The following is an 18213-nucleotide window of genomic DNA, read 5'->3' on the forward strand; positions in this document are numbered from 1 at the left end:
GCGCCCTTGTTGTCTGCTTTTGAGATATTAAACTAACTCGATAATTACCATTGGTGCACCATCGCCGCGGCGTGGTCCAAGTTTCATAATACGAGTATATCCACCTTGGCGCTCTGAATAACGTGGAGCGATATCAGTGAAAAGTTTTTGTAGTGCATCTGTACCTTTTTCAGCATCAGCAACTTCATTACGAACGTAAGAAGCAGCTTGACGGCGAGCATGCAAGTCACCACGTTTACCTAAAGTAATCATTTTCTCAACAGTACCACGAAGTTCCTTCGCGCGAGTTTCTGTTGTTTGAATGCGCTCATTGATAATTAAATCTGTAGTTAAATCACGTAGCATAGCTTTACGCTGTGCACTTGTGCGTCCTAACTTTCTGTATGCCATGAAGGGTTCCCTCCTTTGTTGAAGTCATTAAACGGATTAGTTAATGAATGGAGATGAAATTACTCAGTCATCCTTACGTAAGCCTAATCCAAGCTCTTCTAGTTTTGCTTTCACTTCTTCAAGTGATTTGCGGCCTAAGTTACGAACTTTCATCATATCCTCTTCAGTCTTATTAGCTAATTCCTGAACAGTATTGATTCCAGCACGTTTTAAGCAATTATATGAACGAACGGATAAATCAAGTTCTTCGATCGTCATTTCAAGGACTTTTTCTTTCTGATCCTCTTCTTTTTCGATCATAATCTCAGCATTTTGTGCTTCGTCAGTTAAACCAACAAAGATATTTAAATGCTCGGTTAAAATTTTCGAACCAAGAGCTATTGCTTCCTTTGGCCCTGTGCTTCCATCTGTCCAAACATCAAGCGTTAGCTTATCATAGTTTGTCATTTGACCCACACGAGTATTTTCTATCTGATAGGACACACGAGAGACTGGTGTGAAAATAGAATCAATTGGAATAACACCAATTGGCTGGTCTTCACGCTTATTTTGCTCAGCAGGTGTATAACCACGGCCTCGCTTAGCAGTTAAACGCATGCGAAGATGTCCACTTGAAGCCAATGTAGCAATATGAAGATCAGGATTTAAGATTTCAACATCACTATCATGCGTAATGTTTCCAGCTTTAACAGGACCTTCACCCTGAACATCAATCTCAAGAGTTTTCTCTTCATCAGAGTAGATTTTTAAAGCTAATTTTTTAATGTTTAAAATGATGGATGTTACATCCTCTACGACGCCTTCAATTGTTGAGAACTCATGAAGTACCCCATCGACCTGAATCGATGTAACAGCGGCACCTGGGAGTGAAGATAATAGGATACGACGTAAGGAGTTACCCAAAGTGGTACCATATCCACGCTCAAGTGGTTCTACGACGAACTTTCCGTACTTGGCATCATCGTTGATCTCAACCGTTTCGATTTTTGGTTTTTCTATTTCGATCATCAAATAACCCTCCTTCAAAACGTCGAAACCTCGACTAGTAATTTACCTAATCGAAATTCCCCCATGTATACGTTCCCGTTTTGTGCACAACAACTGGAATAAACTTTCTGTATAAACTACAAAATTTAGTATCATAACCCATTATTGACAATGATACAAATTCTATACAGAAAAATTAAACACGACGGCGTTTTGGTGGACGGCATCCGTTATGAGGAACAGGAGTAACGTCTTTAATTGCAGTTACTTCAAGACCTGCAGCTTGCAGCGCACGAATAGCAGCCTCACGACCAGCACCTGGTCCTTTAACTGTTACTTCTAGAGTTTTCATACCATGTTCGATAGATGTCTTAGCAGCCGTTTCAGCAGCCATTTGAGCTGCGAATGGAGTAGATTTACGAGAACCTCTAAATCCAAGCGCACCAGCACTAGACCAAGAAATAGCATTACCATGAACATCAGTAATTGTTACGATTGTATTGTTAAATGTTGAACGGATATGTGCAATACCTTGTTCAATATTCTTTTTAACACGACGTTTACGTGTATTAGTTTTACGTGCCATTTAAATAACCTCCTTTGCCGATTACTTCTTCTTGTTCGCAACAGTCTTACGAGGACCTTTGCGTGTACGAGCGTTGTTTTTCGTGTTTTGTCCACGAACCGGTAAACCACGACGATGACGTAATCCGCGGTAGCAACCAATCTCCATTAAACGCTTAATGTTAAGAGAAATTTCACGGCGAAGGTCACCTTCAACTTTTAATTTGTCGATGATATCACGGATTTTGTTTAGTTCGTCTTCAGTTAAATCACGCACTCGAGTATCTTCAGAAACACCAGCATCTGCTAATACTTTTTGTGCAGTATTTTTACCAATACCATAAATGTAAGTTAAAGAGATAACTACACGTTTTTCACGTGGAATATCTACACCAGCAATACGTGCCATAAATGAGCGCACCTCCTTCAAGATTAACCTTGTTTTTGTTTATGTTTAGGGTTTTCACAGATAACCATGACTTTACCGCGTCTACGGATAACTTTGCACTTTTCGCAGATCGGTTTAACAGATGGTCTTACTTTCATTATCCTAACCTCCTTAGTAATACGGAGTGCAAGCAATTATTTAAAGCGGTAAGTAATTCTTCCGCGTGTTAAGTCATATGGAGAAAGCTCGACAGTAACTTTGTCACCCGGAAGGATGCGAATGAAGTGCATTCGGATTTTACCAGAAACATGAGCTAGCACGGTATGACCATTTTCTAATTCTACCTTAAACATTGCATTTGGCAAAGTTTCAATTACTTTACCTTCAATTTCAATTACATCATCTTTGGCCATTAATTCGTCTCCCTTCTCATTTCAACTATTACATTCTAAAATGCAAAGCAAATACTTTTCTTTCGTACAAAACATTAGCAACCTTTTAATATTAACATAATGTTCTTCTTCTGTCCGCAAGTAAATTCTACATTAAATGGAATAACAATTTCCACATGTAAGTCTTGCCCAACTCTCGGTCCTACATACTCAGTACAATAGAAAAGCCATTTACATCCACATACTTTTGAAGTTTATTGAAGAGATGTTCGAGAGTCGACCTACGATTAAACTAATGGCCATTAACGTAAGTCCCTAAGCAATTGCTCGATATCAGCAAATACTTTATTAATGTCCTGCTGTCCATCAATTGTACGAAGGTAGCCTTTTGTTTCATAGAAAGTAAGCAATGGTTCTTGTTGTTTGATATTAACGTCTAATCGATTTTGAACAGTTTCAGCATTATCATCTGCACGTTGGTAGAGCTCTCCACCACATTTATCGCAAACTCCCTCTTTTGCAGGAGGATTAAATTCTAAATGATATGTTGATCCACAATCTTTACAAATACGACGACCTGTCAAACGATCCATTAAAATACTTTTATCAACATTTATATTTATAACATAATCAATCTTTTTTTCTAAATCGGATAATAGACTTTCCAATGCTTCCGCTTGAGGTACTGTCCTAGGAAAGCCATCAAGTAAAAAGCCATTTTTACAGTCATCTTTACTTAACCGTTCACGAACAATGCCGATTGTTACTTCATCAGGAACAAGAGCGCCTTTGTCCATAAAAGACTTAGCTTCTAAACCTAGTTCTGTTCCTTCTTTCATCGCTGCACGGAACATATCTCCAGTAGAGATATGAGGGATGCCGTATTGTTCGACGATTTGTTCGGCTTGAGTACCTTTTCCGGCACCTGGAAGCCCCATTAATACTAAATTCACACGTGTTCCCCCTCGTGCTATTTATGGTTTCAGGGAACACAAGTCCCCAAAACCTATTTATTTAATAAAGCCTTTATAATGACGTTTAACTAGCTGGGCTTCAAGCTGTTTCATCGTATCAAGTGCGACACCGACGACGATTAATAAACTTGTTCCGCCAATTTGAGCCGATTGCGGTAAATTAGCCACATTAATAAAAATGATTGGCAAAATCGCAATTACGGTTAAGAAAAGCGCACCAACAAAAGTTAAACGATATAAGACGCGTGTTAAGTATTCCTGTGTACTCCTACCCGGTCTAATACCTGGAATATAACCGCTTTGCTTTTGTAAGTTTTCTGCAGCCTGTTCAGGATTAACCTGAATGAAAGCATAAAAGTACGTAAAGGCAATAATCAGTGCAGCATAAAGAGTCATTCCAATCGGATGGGAATAATCAAATACTCTTGTAATCCAAAGGGTTACATCATTCGTTGGAAAGAATGAGGCTACCGTTCTTGGCGTTACAATAAAAGAAACTGCAAAGATAACAGGAATTACACCAGCAGCATTAACTTTTAACGGCATATGCGTGGATTGTTGTGCACCTGCATTACGTCCATTTACAGACCGTTGTTTAGCATACTGAATAGGAATTTTTCTAATTGCCTGTTGGATAAAAATAGTACCTACAACAATCGCAATTACTGCTAGGAGAATTAAAACAACCGTAATAATACGAAGAAATAATTGCTCACCAGCATTTTCAAACTGCTGTACATAAATCTGATTAACGGTATTAGGAATACTTGCAACGATACCTGCAAAGATAATGATGGAAATACCATTTCCAACACCCTTTTCGGTAATTTGCTCACCTAACCACATTAAAAAGGCAGTACCAGCAGTTAACACAACTGCAATCAACAAGTAAGTACCGATCCCAGGATTTTTAATCAATTGTCCGCTTGCCATACTATTAAATCCGTATGACATTCCTAAGGCTTGAATAAAGCCAAGAACAATTGTGAAATATCGAGTAAACTGAGCTAACTTTCGACGTCCAGCATCTCCTTGCTTTGACCATTCCGTAAATTTCGGAACTACATCCATCTGTAAAAGCTGAATAATAATGGAAGCAGTAATGTAAGGCATAATACCCATAGCAAGAATGGAGAAGTTTTGCAACGCTCCACCGCCAAAGGTATTTAAAATTCCGAATACACTTAATTTATCTTGTGCTGCCAATATTTCAGCATTTACATTAGGAACAGGAATAAAACTGCCTAGTCGAAATACGATTAACATTAAAAGAGTGAAGATAATCTTTCTTCTAATTTCAGCCACGCGCATAAAATTGGAGATTGTCTGGAACATTAGATCACCTCAGTAGTTCCACCTACAGCTTCAATTGCTTCTTTGGCGGTAGAGGAGAATTTATGAGCTTTTACAGTAAGTTTTTTCTCTACGTTCCCTTTTGCAAGAATCTTAATTCCTGCTTTTTCGTTCTTAACTACACCAGTTTCAATTAGAAGTTCTGGAGTAACTTCTGTACCCTCTTCAAACTGATTAAGAACATCAAGGTTTACAATTGCATATTCCTTACGGCTGATATTAGTAAAACCACGTTTTGGTAAACGACGGAATAAAGGTGTTTGACCACCCTCGAATCCAAGACGGACACCGCCGCCGGAACGAGCATTTTGACCTTTATGACCTTTACCAGCAGTTTTACCTTGTCCAGAACCGATACCGCGTCCTAAACGTTTACGTTCTTTACGAGAACCTTCAGCAGGCTTTAGTTCATGAAGTTTCATATTGGCACCTCCTTATGAAAGAAAACAATCTATTATTGTTCTTTTACTGATACAAGGTGAGCAACTTTTGTAATCATACCGCGAATTGCAGCATTATCTTGATGCTCAACTGTTTGATTTAATTTACGTAAACCTAGAGCAGTAACTGTCGCGCGTTGGTCTTCAGGACGACCAATTACGCTGCGGTTGAGGGTAATTAATAGTTTGTTTGCCATTTGATTTCCCTCCTTATCCTAGCAGTTCTTCTACTGATTTACCACGTAACTTAGCTACGTCTTCAGCACGTTTTAGTTGTTTTAGACCATCGATCGTTGCACGTACCATATTAATTGGAGTGTTAGTCCCTAAAGATTTAGAAAGGATATCTCCTACTCCGCCTAATTCAAGAACAGCACGGACTGGACCGCCAGCAATAACTCCTGTACCTTCAGAAGCAGGCTTTAGAAGAATCTGACCAGCACCAAAACGTCCAATAACTTGGTGAGGAACAGTAGTTCCAACCATTGGTACTTCGATTAAGTTCTTCTTAGCATCTTCGATTGCTTTACGAATCGCATCTGGTACTTCTTGAGCTTTACCAGTACCGAAACCAACATGACCGTTTTTATCTCCAACTACTACTAGAGCAGTGAAGCGAAAACGACGACCACCCTTAACAACTTTCGCTACACGGTTAACCGTTACAACGCGTTCTTCTAGTTCAAGTTTGTTTGGATCAATACGACGTATCATTTATGTGTCCCTCCTTTGTCTATTAAAATTGTAAGCCGTTTTCACGGGCTGCATCAGCTAGTGCTTGGATACGTCCATGGTAAAGGTATCCTCCACGGTCAAAAACAACAGCAGTGATACCTTTTTCTACCGCACGTTTAGCGACTAATTCTCCGACCAACTTAGCTGCTTCAACATTACTTGTAGATTCAAGGTTAAGATCTTTTTCCATAGTAGAAGCACTTGCTAATGTAACTCCACTCATGTCATCGATTAATTGAGCATATAGATGCTTGTTAGAACGGAACACATTTAGACGTGGACGAGCTGCAGTACCGCTAAGTTTCGCACGAACACGAGCATGTCTCTTCTTGCGACTAGCATTTTTGTCAAGCTTCGTAATCATTTACGTCACTCCTTTCGTTTACCTATGCGGCATTACTTACCTGTTTTACCTTCTTTACGACGAACAGCTTCGCCTTCGTAACGAATTCCTTTGCCTTTATAAGGCTCTGGAGGACGAACTTGACGAATATTGGCTGCTAATGCGCCAACACGTTCTTTGTCAGTACCTGTAATCGTAATTTTAGTATTAGTAGGTACTTCTACTTGAAGACCAATTTCAGGTTCAATCTCAACTGGGTGAGAATATCCAACGTTTAATACAAGCTTGCTACCTTGCTTTTGGGCACGGTATCCAACCCCGATTAATTCTAATTTTCTTTCAAAGCCCTTAGAAACACCTTCAACCATGTTCGCAATTAGAGCACGAGTAGTACCGTGCAATGCGCGATGTTCTTTCACATCAGATGGACGAGTGATTGTAACTAGGTTTTCTTCGATTTTAATTTCGATATCTGGATTAAAAGAGCGAGTAAGTTCGCCTTTTGGTCCTTTAACAGTAACGGTACTGTTGTTTAAAGTAACCGTAACTCCTGCAGGGATTTCAATAGGTTTTTTTCCTACGCGAGACATTAAGTGCACCTCCATTCATTCAGAAACTCTATTACCAAACGTAAGCTAATACTTCTCCGCCAACTTGTTTTGAACGAGCTTCTTTATCAGTTATAACACCATTTGAAGTTGATACTAGTGCGATACCAAGACCGTTAAGGACACGTGGTACCTCAGTAGATTTTGCATAAACTCTAAGTCCAGGCTTGCTTATGCGCTTAAGACCTGTGATAACACGTTCATTATTAGAACCGTACTTCAAGAAGATACGGATAATACCTTGTTTGTTGTCTTCGATAAATTCTACATCACGAACGAAGCCTTCACGCTTTAAGATTTCAGCGATTTCTTTCTTGATATTAGAAGCAGGCACTTCTAACTTTTCGTGACGCACCATATTCGCATTACGAATGCGAGTAAGCATATCAGCAATCGGATCTGTCATGACCATTATTTTTACCTCCTTCCCAGACTTGGGTTTTACCAGCTAGCTTTTTTGACACCAGGAATTTGTCCCTTGTATGCTAATTCACGGAAACAAATACGGCAAAGCTTAAATTTACGGTATACAGAGTGCGGACGGCCGCAACGTTCACAGCGAGTGTACTCTTGTACCGGGTATTTAGGCGTGCGCTTTTGTTTCGCAATCATTGACTTTTTAGCCACGTTTTCGCCTCCCTTATTTAGCGATTACTTTTGGAATGGCATTCCAAATTGTGTTAACAGTTCACGTGCTTCTTCATCAGTGTTAGCAGTCGTTACGATAACGATATCCATCCCACGAACTTTGCTAACCTTATCGTAATCAATTTCAGGGAAGATTAATTGTTCTTTAACACCCAAAGTATAATTACCGCGACCATCGAATGATTTCTTAGAAACACCACGGAAGTCACGAACACGAGGTAAAGAAACAGAAACTAATTTATCCAAGAATTGATACATGCGCTCACCGCGAAGTGTAACTTTTGCACCGATTGGCATACCTTCACGAAGACGGAAGCCAGCGATTGATTTCTTAGCACGAGTTATAACAGGTTTTTGTCCTGTGATTGTTGCTAGTTCTTCAACAGCATTATCTAAAGCTTTAGCGTTTGCTACTGCATCACCAACACCCATGTTAATAACAATCTTATCAAGTTGAGGAACTTGCATTACTGATTTATAGTTGAACTTGCTCATTAGAGCAGGAGTAACTTCTTTTACAAACTTTTCTTTTAGGCGGTTCACTTATTGTACCTCCCTTCTAAATTTTAGACTATTTATCTAATACTTCACCGGATTTTGCTACGCGTACCTTTTTGCCATCAACCGTTGTGTACCCTACACGAGTTGGGTTACCAGACTTAGGGTCGATAGGCATAACGTTTGATACATGAATTGGTGCCTCAAAGCTCATAATTCCGCCTTGTGGATTCACTTGAGAAGGTTTAGCGTGTTTTTTCACGATATTTACACCTTCTACTAGTACACGGCTATCTTTAGGATAGGCTGCTAGGATTACTCCTGTTTTGCCCTTATCCTTACCGGAGATAACTCTTACTTTGTCACCTTTTTTAACATGCATTCGTAAGCACCTCCTTAAAGGCAATTGAATTTAAATTATAGTACTTCTGGAGCCAAGGAAACGATTTTCATAAAGTTGTTATCGCGAAGTTCACGAGCAACTGGTCCGAAGATACGAGTTCCACGTGGGCTCTTATCATCCTTGATAATTACACATGCGTTTTCATCGAAACGAATGTATGATCCATCAGGTCGACGAGCACCGCTTTTCGTACGAACGATAACGGCCTTAACAACGTCACCCTTTTTAACAACGCCACCAGGTGTTGCTTGTTTCACTGTACATACGATAACATCACCGATACCCGCAGTTTTACGGCCTGAACCACCAAGAACTTTAATGGTAAGTACCTCACGAGCACCAGAGTTATCAGCAACTTTTAAACGTGATTCTTGTTGAATCATGTGTGTAACCTCCCTTCGGAATGATGCTTAATCCGAACAATTAAATAATAACTGCTTTTTCTGTAACTTCAACTAAACGGAAACGCTTAGTAGCTGAAAGCGGACGAGTTTCCATGATACGTACGATATCGCCGATTTTTGCTTCATTTTGCTCATCATGAGCTTTAAACTTTTTAGAGTACTTAACGCGTTTACCGTAAAGAGGATGCTTTTTGTACGTTTCGACTAAAACAGTGATAGTTTTATCCATTTTGTCAGAAACAACACGTCCAGTGTAAACTTTGCGTTGGTTACGTTCACTCATTATGTGAACCTCCTCTCGGGTTTTTACTTGTTAACGCTGATTTCTCTCTCACGAATCACAGTTTTCATACGAGCAATCGCTTTGCGTACTTCACGAATGCGAGCTGTATTTTCAAGTTGACCTGTCGCTAATTGGAAGCGAAGGTTGAAAAGCTCTTCTTTTAAAGATTTAACTTTTTGTTCAATTTCGGCAGTGGTAAGGTCTTTAATTTCATTAGCTCTCATTTGATTCACCACCAATTTCTTCACGTTTTACAAACTTACATTTGATTGGAAGTTTGTGCATAGCAAGACGTAGTGCCTCACGTGCTACTTCTTCAGAAACACCAGCGATTTCAAACATTACTTTACCTGGTTTAACAACAGCTACCCAACCTTCAGGTGCCCCTTTACCAGAACCCATCCGCACCTCAAGAGGTTTTGCAGTATAAGGCTTATGTGGGAAGATTTTAATCCAAACTTTACCGCCACGTTTCATGTAACGAGTCATTGCAATACGGGCAGCTTCGATTTGGCGGTTTGTAATCCAAGAAGCTTCAGTTGCTTGTAAGCCGAATTCACCGAAAGTTACTTCAGTTCCACCTTTAGCGTTACCACGCATTTTTCCACGGTGTTGACGGCGATATTTAACGCGTTTTGGCAATAACATATTATTTGCCTCCTTCCGCAGGTTTCTTCTTAGTAGGAAGGACTTCTCCCTTATAGATCCATACTTTTACGCCAAGCTTACCATAAGTAGTATCAGCTTCAGCATGAGCATAGTCGATATCAGCACGAAGTGTATGAAGTGGAACAGTTCCTTCGCTATAGTGTTCTGAACGAGCAATATCTGCACCGCCAAGACGACCTGATACCATTGTTTTAATACCTTTAGCTCCTGCACGCATAGCACGTTGGATAACTTGCTTTTGTGCACGACGGAAAGATACACGATTTTCTAATTGACGAGCAATATTTTCAGCAACTAGTTTCGCATCAAGATCAGCTCTTTTGATTTCAAGAATGTTGATGTGTACTCGTTTGCCAGTTAATTGATTTAAAGCTTTACGAAGTGCTTCAACTTCTGTACCGCCTTTACCGATAACCATACCAGGCTTAGCAGTATGAACAGTTACATTCACACGGTTTGCAGCACGTTCGATTTCAACTTTAGATACAGAAGCATCCTTCAAACGTTTCGTGATGTACTCACGAATTTTAAGGTCTTCGTGTAAAAGATCAGCGAAGTCTTTACCTGCGTACCACTTAGATTCCCAATCTTTGATGATACCGATACGCAAACCGACTGGATTTACTTTTTGACCCACAGATTATCCCTCCTTCTTTTCTGATAGAACGATTGTGATGTGGCTTGTGCGTTTGTTAATTTGGCTTGCACGACCCATTGCACGAGGACGGAAACGTTTCAACGTTGGTCCTTCATCTACAAAAGCTTGAGTAACTACCAAGCTATTAACGTCCATTTCATAATTGTGCTCGGCATTTGCCATAGCAGATTTCAATACTTTTTCAACGATTGGAGAAGCAAACTTTGGTGTGTGATTTAAAATCGACACCGCTTCACCAACTTGCTTTCCTCGAATTAGATCTACGACTAAACGTGCTTTACGAGGAGCAATACGAACTGTTCTTGCAACAGCTTTAGCTTGCATTTGGATGCCCTCCTCTCTTAACGTCTGGTTTTCTTATCATCATTACCATGGCCTTTGTAAGCACGAGTTGGAGCAAATTCTCCAAGCTTGTGTCCTACCATGTCTTCAGTAACATATACAGGCACATGTTTGCGACCATCATAAACAGCGATAGTGTGGCCGATAAATTGTGGGAAGATCGTAGAACGACGTGACCAAGTTTTTACAACTTGCTTACCTTCAGTTTCATTTAACTTTTCGATCTTAACCATTAAATGATCATCAACAAATGGTCCTTTTTTAAGGCTGCGACCCATGGATGAACCTCCCTTCGTGATTGTTCTACGGCTCGTTCTTTGAACCGTAGTTCAACCCCGTTATTTTTTACGACGACGTACAATAAACTTATCTGATTTATTCTTTTTCTTACGAGTTTTGAATCCAAGAGTTGGTTTACCCCATGGAGACATTGGTGACTTACGTCCGATTGGTGAACGTCCTTCACCACCACCGTGTGGGTGATCATTAGGGTTCATTACAGATCCACGTACTGTTGGGCGTTTGCCTAACCAGCGTGAGCGTCCTGCTTTACCAATGTTGATAAGTTCGTGTTGTTCGTTACCTACTTGACCGATTGTAGCACGGCACTCAGCAAGAATCATTCGAACTTCACCAGAATTCAAACGTACAAGTACGTATTTTCCTTCTTTACCTAAAACCTGTGCAGATGTACCAGCAGAACGAACCAATTGGCCGCCTTTACCAGGTTTTAATTCGATGTTGTGTACTACAGTACCAACAGGGATGTTTACTAATGGTAATGCATTACCTACTTTAATATCTGCCTCTGGGCCAGACATTACTTCCATACCTACTACTAGGTTTTTTGGAGCTAGGATATAACGCTTTTCACCATCTACATAATTGATTAATGCAATATTTGCGGAACGGTTTGGATCGTACTCGATAGTGGCAACGCGTCCAGGAATGCCATCTTTGTTACGTTTAAAATCAATGATACGGTATGAACGCTTATGGCCGCCACCTTGATGACGAACAGTTAACTTACCTTGGTTATTACGGCCGCCTTTTCTCTTTAATGGAGCTAATAGAGATTTTTCTGGTGTGCTAGTTGTGATTTCAGCGAAATCAGAAACTGTCATACCGCGACGACCATTAGAGGTAGGTTTGTACTTTTTAATCGCCATTTTATTCCCTCCTCTTCTTGTTAGTTTTTATTATGCTTCAAAGAATTCGATTTCTTTGCTATCAGCAGTTAGTTTCACAATAGCTTTACGACGTTTGTTTGTGTAACCACCGAATTTACCCATGCGCTTGAATTTACCTTTATAGTTCATGATGTTAACTTTTTCAACTTCAACGCCAAAGATCTCAACAATCGCATCTTTAACTTGAGTTTTGTTAGCTCTCACATCAACTTCAAACGTATATTTCTTTTCAGACATTAGGTCAGTAGAACGTTCAGTGATAACGGGGCGCTTAATGATATCGCGTGCATCCATTATGCAAGCACCTCCTCTACTTTTTCAACTGCAGCTTTCGTCATGATTAATTTATCATGATTTACAACATCAAGAACATTGATTCCGTCAGCTGTTACAACTGTTACACCAGGAATGTTACGAGCAGAAAGTGCTACATTTTCATCAAGGTCAGCAGTAACGATAAGTGCCTTCTTCTCAACAGAAAGTCCACCTAATACTGTTTTGAAATCTTTTGTTTTTGGAGCATCGAAAGCAAGGCTTTCTAATACTAATACATTTTCTTCTAACACTTTAGAAGAAAGTGCTGATTTAATCGCTAAGCGACGTACCTTTTTAGGTAATTTGTAGCTGTAGCTGCGTGGAGTTGGTCCAAATACAGTACCACCTCCGCGCCATTGTGGAGAACGGATAGACCCTTGACGAGCACGACCAGTTCCTTTTTGACGCCATGGTTTACGTCCACCGCCGCGTACTTCAGAACGAACTTTTACTTTATGAGTTCCTTGACGTAAAGAAGCTCTTTGCATAACAATCGCTTCGAATAATACGTGTTGGTTAGGCTCGATACCAAATACTGATTCATTAAGTTCGATTTCACCAACTTGTGATCCGTTTTGGTTAAATAATGAAACTTTAGGCATTCTTTTGCTCCTCCTTTCTTATGAAGATATTACGCTTTTACCGCACTTTTAATCTTTAATAAAGCTTTTTTAGGTCCTGGAACATTACCTTTAATTAATAGTAAGTTACGTTCAACATCAACCTTAACGATTTCAAGATTTTGAACAGTAATTTGTTCTCCACCCATACGTCCTGGTAATAATTTACCTTTGAATACGCGGTTTGGAGCAACAGGTCCCATTGAACCTGGACGACGGTGATAACGTGAACCGTGAGCCATCGGGCCGCGTGATTGTCCGTGACGCTTGATTACGCCTTGGAAACCTTTACCCTTTGAGATTCCTGTTACATCTACTACATCGCCTGCAGCGAAAATATCAACTTTGACTTCTTGACCAACTTCATATCCTGTTACGTCCACCCCGCGGAATTCGCGAACGAAGCGCTTAGGATTAGTGTTTGCCTTAGCAACATGCCCTTTTTCTGGTTTGTTAGCTAACTTTTCACGTTTGTCTTCAAAACCAACTTGAACAGCTTCGTAACCGTCGCTTTCAACTGATTTCTTTTGAAGTACTACGTTTTGAGCAGCTTCTACTACAGTAACTGGGATTAAATTGCCGTTTTCAGCAAATACTTGAGTCATACCAATCTTTCTTCCTAAGATTCCTTTGGTCATTTAAGTCACACCTCCTATAGAATTTGTTTATTTATTTTTACTAAAGTTTAATTTCGATATCTACACCAGATGGTAAATCTAAACGCATCAACGCATCAACTGTTTGTGGAGTTGGGTTAACGATGTCGATTAGACGCTTATGTGTTCTCATTTCGAACTGCTCACGAGAATCTTTGTACTTATGCACCGCACGAAGAATCGTGTAGATTGACTTTTCAGTCGGTAGTGGAATCGGACCAGAAACGGCTGCACCTGAACGCTTTGCTGTTTCAACGATTTTCTCTGCAGACTGATCAAGAATTCTGTGATCATAAGCTTTTAAACGGATACGAATCTTTTGTTTTGCCATTATTTTCCCTCCTTTATTCGCCTATTTTAAAAATAGACATTCTCAGTGAAAATTTCCCACACACTCGCCATGGCAAAGCGGCCGGGTGTGTCAGCAACCTTTCACATCATCGCAGTCAAAGACCAACATTGTCTATTATACATAACATATTAGGCTAACGCAACAATTTTTTAAAATTTCTTTTCGGTTACGTCTAGCACACTTTTATTATTATAGCGACCAGTCTATATAATTACAATAGAAAATGTCATTCTCCAAAAATAACCTTTAATAACGCTATATAAACTGAAAATTATATGAGTTCTATTTATATAGAAGAAACTCGTTTTTTCACTTCGTTGTCATTCGCTTATTGATAGCAAATTCGGTGATTTTCTAGCGAGGTTTTGGTCTTTATCGAGTTGATGATGACACTTTTGATGAATTCCTAACTAGGTTTTGGTCTTCATTCAGTTGATGATGACACTTTCATCAAATTCCTATCAGGTTTTGATTTCCATTCTCATGAATCCATATATTCAAGACAATAAAAAAAGCAGCTGGATCGTCATCCAGCCGCTTTTTATATAACTGATTTTTAAATTATTCAGTGATAGTTGTGATTGAACCTGAACCTACAGTACGTCCGCCTTCACGGATAGAGAACTTTGTACCTTCTTCGATTGCTACTGGAGCAATAAGTTCAACGATCATTTCAATGTGATCGCCAGGCATAACCATTTCTACGCCTTCTGGAAGATTACAAATACCAGTAATATCAGAAGTACGGAAATAGAATTGTGGACGGTAGTTAGTGAAGAATGGAGTGTGACGTCCACCTTCTTCTTTTGATAAAACGTAAACTTGTGCTTTGAACTTTGTGTGTGGAGTGATTGATTTCGGCTTAGCCAATACTTGACCACGCTCGATATCTTCACGCGCTACACCACGAAGTAATGCACCAATGTTGTCTCCAGCTTCTGCAAAGTCAAGAAGCTTACGGAACATTTCTACACCTGTTACAGTAGTAGATTTTGGCTCTTCAGTGAAACCTACGATCTCAACTACGTCACCAACTTTAACTACTCCACGCTCTACACGTCCAGTAGCAACTGTTCCACGGCCAGTGATTGAGAATACATCCTCAACAGGCATCATGAACGGCTTGTCAGTGTCACGAGTTGGTGTTGGAATCCATTCATCAACTGCGTTCATTAGTTCAAAGATTTTTTCTTCCCATGCTGATTCGCCTTCTAATGCTTTAAGAGCAGAACCTTTGATAACTGGAGTGTCATCGCCAGGGAAATCGTATTCAGATAATAGGTCACGAATTTCCATTTCTACTAATTCAAGAAGTTCTTCGTCATCAACCATATCACACTTGTTCATGAATACAACAAGGTAAGGTACACCTACTTGACGAGAAAGAAGAATGTGTTCACGAGTTTGTGGCATTGGACCATCAGTTGCAGAAACAACTAGGATACCGCCGTCCATTTGAGCAGCACCAGTGATCATGTTTTTAACATAGTCAGCGTGTCCTGGGCAGTCAACGTGTGCATAGTGACGAGCATCAGTTTCATACTCAACGTGTGCAGTGGAGATTGTGATTCCACGTTCTTTTTCTTCTGGAGCACCATCAATTTGATCATAAGCACGAGCTTCTGCTTTACCTGATTTAGCAAGTACAGAAGTGATTGCAGCTGTTAGAGTTGTTTTACCGTGGTCAACGTGACCAATTGTACCAATGTTAACGTGTGGCTTTGAACGGTCGAATTTAGCTTTACCCATTAGGAAAGTCCTCCTTTAATATATAAAAGTTAAGTATATTTATGGAAACTGTAAATCAGGGTTGTCCCAATTTCACAGTTTCCATTCTTACATAAGTAGTTATACTTTATTAAAAGGTGAAAATCAATTATTCACCTTTATTTTTTTTGATAATTTCTTCAGAAACAGATTTTGGTACTTCTTCATAGTGATCAAAGTGCATAGAGAATACTCCACGACCTTGTGTACTTGAACGAAGTGCAGTTGCATAACCAAACATTTCTGAAAGTGGAACTTGTGCACGAACAACTTGTGCGTTACCACGAGCTTCCATTCCCTCAACACGACCACGGCGCGCAGTGATTTGACCCATAATATCTCCAAGATACTCTTCAGGGATTACAACTTCAACCCTCATCATAGGTTCTAGGATAACAGGTTTACACTTAGAAGCCGCGTTTTTAAGTGCCATAGATGCAGCAATCTTAAACGCCATCTCGGATGAATCGACATCATGGTAAGAACCATCAAATAATCTAGCTTTAATATCAACTAATGGATATCCAGCAAGAACTCCACGATTCAAGGAATCTTCAAGACCAGCTTGAACTGCTGGGATGTATTCACGAGGAACAACACCACCAACGATACCGTTTACGAATTCGAAGCCTTTACCTTCATCATTAGGAGAGAACTCAATCCAAACATGGCCATATTGTCCACGTCCACCGGATTGACGTGCGAATTTACCTTCTACTTGTGCAGAAGCGCGGAACGTTTCACGGTAGGCAACTTGTGGAGCACCTACGTTTGCTTCCACTTTAAATTCACGACGCATACGATCTACTAAGATATCAAGGTGAAGCTCTCCCATACCAGCAATGATAACCTGTCCAGTTTCCTGGTCAGTATGTGCACGGAAGGTTGGATCTTCTTCTTGAAGCTTTTGTAATGCAGTTGTCATTTTATCTTGGTCAGCTTTTGACTTTGGTTCAACAGAAAGTTGAATTACAGGTTCAGGGAAGTTCATTGACTCAAGAATAACAAGGTTCTTATCATCACAAAGCGTGTCTCCAGTAGTTGTATCTTTCAAACCAACAGCTGCAGCAATGTCACCAGCAAAAACTTTTGAAATTTCTTGACGGCTGTTTGCATGCATTTGTAGGATACGTCCAACACGTTCACGTTTTCCTTTAGTTGAGTTCTGAACATATGATCCAGATTCTAAAGTACCAGAGTAAACACGGAAGAACGTTAATTTACCAACATAAGGGTCAGTCATAACTTTAAACGCAAGAGCTGCGAACGGCTCTTCATCACTTGAGTGACGTTCAAGAACTTCATCATCATCATCAGGAGCATGGCCCTTGATTGCAGGAACATCTAATGGAGATGGAAGATAATCAATAACTGCATCTAACATTAACTGTACACCTTTGTTTTTGAAAGCAGATCCACAAATAACAGGATAGAATTCAACATTTACAGTACCTTTACGAATAGCTGCTTTGAGCTCTTCTTTAGTGATTTCTTCACCGCCAAGGTATTTTTCTGTTAATTCTTCATCTAGTTCTGCTACTGCTTCAACTAACTTTTCACGCCATTCTTCAGCTAAATCACGGTAATCTTCTGGGATTTCACCAATCTCAATGTCAGTACCTAAATCGTTACTGTAGAACACTGCATGCATTTCTACAAGGTCAATGATTGCTGAGAATTGATCTTCAGCACCGATTGGAATCTGAATTGGGTGTGCATTAGCTTGCAAGCGTTCATGTAATGTTTTTACAGAATACAAGAAGTCTGCACCGATTTTGTCCATTTTGTTTACAAATACTACACGTGGTACACCGTAAGTTGTTGCTTGACGCCAAACTGTTTCAGTTTGAGGTTCAACACCAGACTGTGCATCAAGTACAGCTACCGCACCATCAAGTACTCTTAGTGAACGTTCAACTTCAACTGTGAAGTCTACGTGTCCTGGAGTATCGATGATGTTTACGCGGTGGCCTTTCCATTGTGCAGTTGTTGCTGCGGATGTAATAGTGATTCCGCGTTCTTGTTCTTGCTCCATCCAGTCCATCTGAGAAGCACCTTCATGTGTTTCACCGATTTTATGAATCTTACCAGTGTAATAAAGGACACGCTCAGTGGTCGTCGTTTTACCGGCATCAATGTGTGCCATGATACCGATATTACGAGTGTTTGCTAAGGAGAACTCTCTTGCCATGGGTCTTTCTCCTTTCTAGTGTGAAAGTTTTTATAATAAAGGT

Annotated in this window: 31 protein-coding genes; all 31 read right to left on the reverse strand. The window is 40.0% G+C overall.

The genetic code is table 11. From position 1 onward, the window contains the following. Nucleotides 1-27 precede the first annotated feature (27 nt). Entirely contained in the window at nt 28-390 is a 363-nt protein-coding gene (gene rplQ, locus M3189_RS24605; RefSeq protein ID WP_251639115.1) for a 50S ribosomal protein L17, read from the reverse strand. A gap of 63 nt (nt 391-453) precedes the next feature. Beyond that, nucleotides 454-1398 carry a DNA-directed RNA polymerase subunit alpha gene (locus M3189_RS24610; protein ID WP_045516506.1) on the reverse strand — a complete coding sequence of 315 codons (945 nt, stop codon included), beginning with the start codon at nt 1396-1398 and terminating at the stop codon, nt 454-456. A gap of 175 nt (nt 1399-1573) precedes the next feature. Beyond that, nucleotides 1574-1963 (reverse strand): 30S ribosomal protein S11, encoded by a 390-nt coding sequence (rpsK, locus tag M3189_RS24615; protein ID WP_066072366.1) that lies wholly within the window; start codon nt 1961-1963, stop codon nt 1574-1576. A gap of 21 nt (nt 1964-1984) precedes the next feature. Then, nucleotides 1985-2350, reverse strand: coding sequence for a 30S ribosomal protein S13 (gene rpsM, locus M3189_RS24620; protein WP_090767670.1), 366 nt, complete (start codon nt 2348-2350; stop codon nt 1985-1987). A gap of 23 nt (nt 2351-2373) precedes the next feature. Next, on the reverse strand, nt 2374-2487 hold the full coding sequence (gene rpmJ, locus M3189_RS24625; RefSeq protein WP_000868344.1) for a 50S ribosomal protein L36: 114 nt from the start codon (nt 2485-2487) through the stop codon (nt 2374-2376). A gap of 36 nt (nt 2488-2523) precedes the next feature. Continuing rightward, a complete protein-coding gene (gene infA, locus M3189_RS24630) occupies nt 2524-2742 on the reverse strand; it encodes a translation initiation factor IF-1 (protein WP_007085268.1) in 219 nt (72 codons plus the stop codon). 281 nt (nt 2743-3023) lie between these two features. Beyond that, on the reverse strand, nt 3024-3674 hold the full coding sequence (locus tag M3189_RS24635) for an adenylate kinase (RefSeq protein WP_251639117.1): 651 nt from the start codon (nt 3672-3674) through the stop codon (nt 3024-3026). 57 nt (nt 3675-3731) lie between these two features. Next, complete coding sequence (gene secY, locus M3189_RS24640) at nt 3732-5030, reverse strand: preprotein translocase subunit SecY (RefSeq protein ID WP_251639119.1); 1299 nt, start codon at nt 5028-5030, stop codon at nt 3732-3734. Further along, nucleotides 5030-5470, reverse strand: a complete 441-nt coding sequence (rplO, locus tag M3189_RS24645; protein WP_095250614.1) for a 50S ribosomal protein L15 — start codon at nt 5468-5470, stop codon at nt 5030-5032. The genes secY and rplO overlap by 1 nt, the downstream gene beginning before the upstream one ends. 32 nt (nt 5471-5502) lie before the next feature. Further along, nucleotides 5503-5685 carry a 50S ribosomal protein L30 gene (rpmD, locus tag M3189_RS24650; protein WP_251639121.1) on the reverse strand — a complete coding sequence of 61 codons (183 nt, stop codon included), beginning with the start codon at nt 5683-5685 and terminating at the stop codon, nt 5503-5505. A 13-nt stretch (nt 5686-5698) separates the two neighbouring features. After that, on the reverse strand, nt 5699-6199 hold the full coding sequence (gene rpsE / locus M3189_RS24655; RefSeq protein ID WP_221830978.1) for a 30S ribosomal protein S5: 501 nt from the start codon (nt 6197-6199) through the stop codon (nt 5699-5701). A 25-nt stretch (nt 6200-6224) separates the two neighbouring features. After that, entirely contained in the window at nt 6225-6587 is a 363-nt protein-coding gene (rplR, locus tag M3189_RS24660) for a 50S ribosomal protein L18 (protein WP_045516522.1), read from the reverse strand. 32 nt (nt 6588-6619) lie between these two features. Then, nucleotides 6620-7156, reverse strand: a complete 537-nt coding sequence (gene rplF, locus M3189_RS24665) for a 50S ribosomal protein L6 (RefSeq protein WP_251639123.1) — start codon at nt 7154-7156, stop codon at nt 6620-6622. Nucleotides 7157-7187: 31 nt separating this feature from the next. Beyond that, nucleotides 7188-7586, reverse strand: coding sequence for a 30S ribosomal protein S8 (gene rpsH / locus M3189_RS24670; RefSeq protein ID WP_179161255.1), 399 nt, complete (start codon nt 7584-7586; stop codon nt 7188-7190). 29 nt (nt 7587-7615) lie between these two features. Then, entirely contained in the window at nt 7616-7801 is a 186-nt protein-coding gene (locus tag M3189_RS24675; RefSeq protein ID WP_009791316.1) for a type Z 30S ribosomal protein S14, read from the reverse strand. A gap of 24 nt (nt 7802-7825) precedes the next feature. Then, nucleotides 7826-8365, reverse strand: coding sequence for a 50S ribosomal protein L5 (gene rplE, locus M3189_RS24680; protein WP_251639125.1), 540 nt, complete (start codon nt 8363-8365; stop codon nt 7826-7828). Between the two features lie 28 nt (nt 8366-8393). Further along, nucleotides 8394-8702, reverse strand: coding sequence for a 50S ribosomal protein L24 (gene rplX, locus M3189_RS24685; RefSeq protein ID WP_045516531.1), 309 nt, complete (start codon nt 8700-8702; stop codon nt 8394-8396). Between the two features lie 35 nt (nt 8703-8737). Then, entirely contained in the window at nt 8738-9106 is a 369-nt protein-coding gene (gene rplN, locus M3189_RS24690; RefSeq protein ID WP_034676100.1) for a 50S ribosomal protein L14, read from the reverse strand. Between the two features lie 40 nt (nt 9107-9146). Further along, nucleotides 9147-9410, reverse strand: a complete 264-nt coding sequence (gene rpsQ / locus M3189_RS24695) for a 30S ribosomal protein S17 (RefSeq protein WP_034676097.1) — start codon at nt 9408-9410, stop codon at nt 9147-9149. Between the two features lie 23 nt (nt 9411-9433). Further along, nucleotides 9434-9634, reverse strand: a complete 201-nt coding sequence (gene rpmC / locus M3189_RS24700; protein WP_034676094.1) for a 50S ribosomal protein L29 — start codon at nt 9632-9634, stop codon at nt 9434-9436. Next, complete coding sequence (gene rplP / locus M3189_RS24705) at nt 9624-10058, reverse strand: 50S ribosomal protein L16 (RefSeq protein WP_045516533.1); 435 nt, start codon at nt 10056-10058, stop codon at nt 9624-9626. Before rplP ends, rpmC begins: the two co-directional genes overlap by 11 nt. Before the next feature lies 1 nt (nt 10059). After that, nucleotides 10060-10716 (reverse strand): 30S ribosomal protein S3, encoded by a 657-nt coding sequence (rpsC, locus tag M3189_RS24710; protein ID WP_179161258.1) that lies wholly within the window; start codon nt 10714-10716, stop codon nt 10060-10062. A 3-nt stretch (nt 10717-10719) separates the two neighbouring features. Continuing rightward, nucleotides 10720-11061: a 50S ribosomal protein L22 gene (rplV, locus tag M3189_RS24715; protein WP_034676086.1), complete on the reverse strand. Its 342-nt coding sequence runs from the start codon at nt 11059-11061 to the stop codon at nt 10720-10722. A gap of 17 nt (nt 11062-11078) precedes the next feature. Then, nucleotides 11079-11357 (reverse strand): 30S ribosomal protein S19, encoded by a 279-nt coding sequence (gene rpsS / locus M3189_RS24720; protein ID WP_026574091.1) that lies wholly within the window; start codon nt 11355-11357, stop codon nt 11079-11081. 60 nt (nt 11358-11417) lie between these two features. After that, nucleotides 11418-12248: a 50S ribosomal protein L2 gene (gene rplB / locus M3189_RS24725; protein WP_045516539.1), complete on the reverse strand. Its 831-nt coding sequence runs from the start codon at nt 12246-12248 to the stop codon at nt 11418-11420. Between the two features lie 30 nt (nt 12249-12278). Then, a complete protein-coding gene (gene rplW / locus M3189_RS24730) occupies nt 12279-12563 on the reverse strand; it encodes a 50S ribosomal protein L23 (RefSeq protein WP_251639127.1) in 285 nt (94 codons plus the stop codon). Then, nucleotides 12563-13186 carry a 50S ribosomal protein L4 gene (rplD, locus tag M3189_RS24735; RefSeq protein ID WP_179161260.1) on the reverse strand — a complete coding sequence of 208 codons (624 nt, stop codon included), beginning with the start codon at nt 13184-13186 and terminating at the stop codon, nt 12563-12565. The genes rplW and rplD overlap by 1 nt, the downstream gene beginning before the upstream one ends. 29 nt (nt 13187-13215) lie before the next feature. Then, nucleotides 13216-13842: a 50S ribosomal protein L3 gene (gene rplC, locus M3189_RS24740; protein WP_179161261.1), complete on the reverse strand. Its 627-nt coding sequence runs from the start codon at nt 13840-13842 to the stop codon at nt 13216-13218. A gap of 40 nt (nt 13843-13882) precedes the next feature. Next, nucleotides 13883-14191 carry a 30S ribosomal protein S10 gene (rpsJ, locus tag M3189_RS24745; protein WP_034676072.1) on the reverse strand — a complete coding sequence of 103 codons (309 nt, stop codon included), beginning with the start codon at nt 14189-14191 and terminating at the stop codon, nt 13883-13885. A 582-nt stretch (nt 14192-14773) separates the two neighbouring features. Further along, the gene (gene tuf / locus M3189_RS24750) at nt 14774-15961 is read right to left on the reverse strand and encodes an elongation factor Tu (protein ID WP_251639129.1); all 1188 of its coding nucleotides are present in this window, start codon (nt 15959-15961) and stop codon (nt 14774-14776) included. A gap of 127 nt (nt 15962-16088) precedes the next feature. Continuing rightward, on the reverse strand, nt 16089-18170 hold the full coding sequence (fusA, locus tag M3189_RS24755; protein WP_251639137.1) for an elongation factor G: 2082 nt from the start codon (nt 18168-18170) through the stop codon (nt 16089-16091). Between the last annotated feature and the right edge of the window lie 43 nt (nt 18171-18213).

The organism is Neobacillus niacini (assembly GCF_023715415.1).
Lineage (GTDB): Bacteria > Bacillota > Bacilli > Bacillales > Cytobacillaceae > Neobacillus > Neobacillus niacini_C.

Coding starts and splice junctions, on each gene's coding strand:
- rplQ (WP_251639115.1), bottom strand. CDS start 390: ATGGCATACAGAAAGTTAGGACGCACAAGTGCACAGCGTAAAGCTATG.
- M3189_RS24610 (WP_045516506.1), bottom strand. CDS start 1,398: ATGATCGAAATAGAAAAACCAAAAATCGAAACGGTTGAGATCAACGAT.
- rpsK (WP_066072366.1), bottom strand. CDS start 1,963: ATGGCACGTAAAACTAATACACGTAAACGTCGTGTTAAAAAGAATATT.
- rpsM (WP_090767670.1), bottom strand. CDS start 2,350: ATGGCACGTATTGCTGGTGTAGATATTCCACGTGAAAAACGTGTAGTT.
- rpmJ (WP_000868344.1), bottom strand. CDS start 2,487: ATGAAAGTAAGACCATCTGTTAAACCGATCTGCGAAAAGTGCAAAGTT.
- infA (WP_007085268.1), bottom strand. CDS start 2,742: ATGGCCAAAGATGATGTAATTGAAATTGAAGGTAAAGTAATTGAAACT.
- secY (WP_251639119.1), bottom strand. CDS start 5,030: ATGTTCCAGACAATCTCCAATTTTATGCGCGTGGCTGAAATTAGAAGA.
- rplO (WP_095250614.1), bottom strand. CDS start 5,470: ATGAAACTTCATGAACTAAAGCCTGCTGAAGGTTCTCGTAAAGAACGT.
- rpmD (WP_251639121.1), bottom strand. CDS start 5,685: ATGGCAAACAAACTATTAATTACCCTCAACCGCAGCGTAATTGGTCGT.
- rplR (WP_045516522.1), bottom strand. CDS start 6,587: ATGATTACGAAGCTTGACAAAAATGCTAGTCGCAAGAAGAGACATGCT.
- rplF (WP_251639123.1), bottom strand. CDS start 7,156: ATGTCTCGCGTAGGAAAAAAACCTATTGAAATCCCTGCAGGAGTTACG.
- rpsH (WP_179161255.1), bottom strand. CDS start 7,586: ATGGTCATGACAGATCCGATTGCTGATATGCTTACTCGCATTCGTAAT.
- rplX (WP_045516531.1), bottom strand. CDS start 8,702: ATGCATGTTAAAAAAGGTGACAAAGTAAGAGTTATCTCCGGTAAGGAT.
- rplN (WP_034676100.1), bottom strand. CDS start 9,106: ATGATTCAACAAGAATCACGTTTAAAAGTTGCTGATAACTCTGGTGCT.
- rpsQ (WP_034676097.1), bottom strand. CDS start 9,410: ATGAGTGAACGTAACCAACGCAAAGTTTACACTGGACGTGTTGTTTCT.
- rpmC (WP_034676094.1), bottom strand. CDS start 9,634: ATGAGAGCTAATGAAATTAAAGACCTTACCACTGCCGAAATTGAACAA.
- rplP (WP_045516533.1), bottom strand. CDS start 10,058: ATGTTATTGCCAAAACGCGTTAAATATCGCCGTCAACACCGTGGAAAA.
- rplV (WP_034676086.1), bottom strand. CDS start 11,061: ATGCAAGCTAAAGCTGTTGCAAGAACAGTTCGTATTGCTCCTCGTAAA.
- rpsS (WP_026574091.1), bottom strand. CDS start 11,357: ATGGGTCGCAGCCTTAAAAAAGGACCATTTGTTGATGATCATTTAATG.
- rplB (WP_045516539.1), bottom strand. CDS start 12,248: ATGGCGATTAAAAAGTACAAACCTACCTCTAATGGTCGTCGCGGTATG.
- rplW (WP_251639127.1), bottom strand. CDS start 12,563: ATGGATGCACGCGATATCATTAAGCGCCCCGTTATCACTGAACGTTCT.
- rplD (WP_179161260.1), bottom strand. CDS start 13,186: ATGCCTAAAGTTTCATTATTTAACCAAAACGGATCACAAGTTGGTGAA.
- rplC (WP_179161261.1), bottom strand. CDS start 13,842: ATGACCAAAGGAATCTTAGGAAGAAAGATTGGTATGACTCAAGTATTT.
- rpsJ (WP_034676072.1), bottom strand. CDS start 14,191: ATGGCAAAACAAAAGATTCGTATCCGTTTAAAAGCTTATGATCACAGA.
- tuf (WP_251639129.1), bottom strand. CDS start 15,961: ATGGGTAAAGCTAAATTCGACCGTTCAAAGCCACACGTTAACATTGGT.
- fusA (WP_251639137.1), bottom strand. CDS start 18,170: ATGGCAAGAGAGTTCTCCTTAGCAAACACTCGTAATATCGGTATCATG.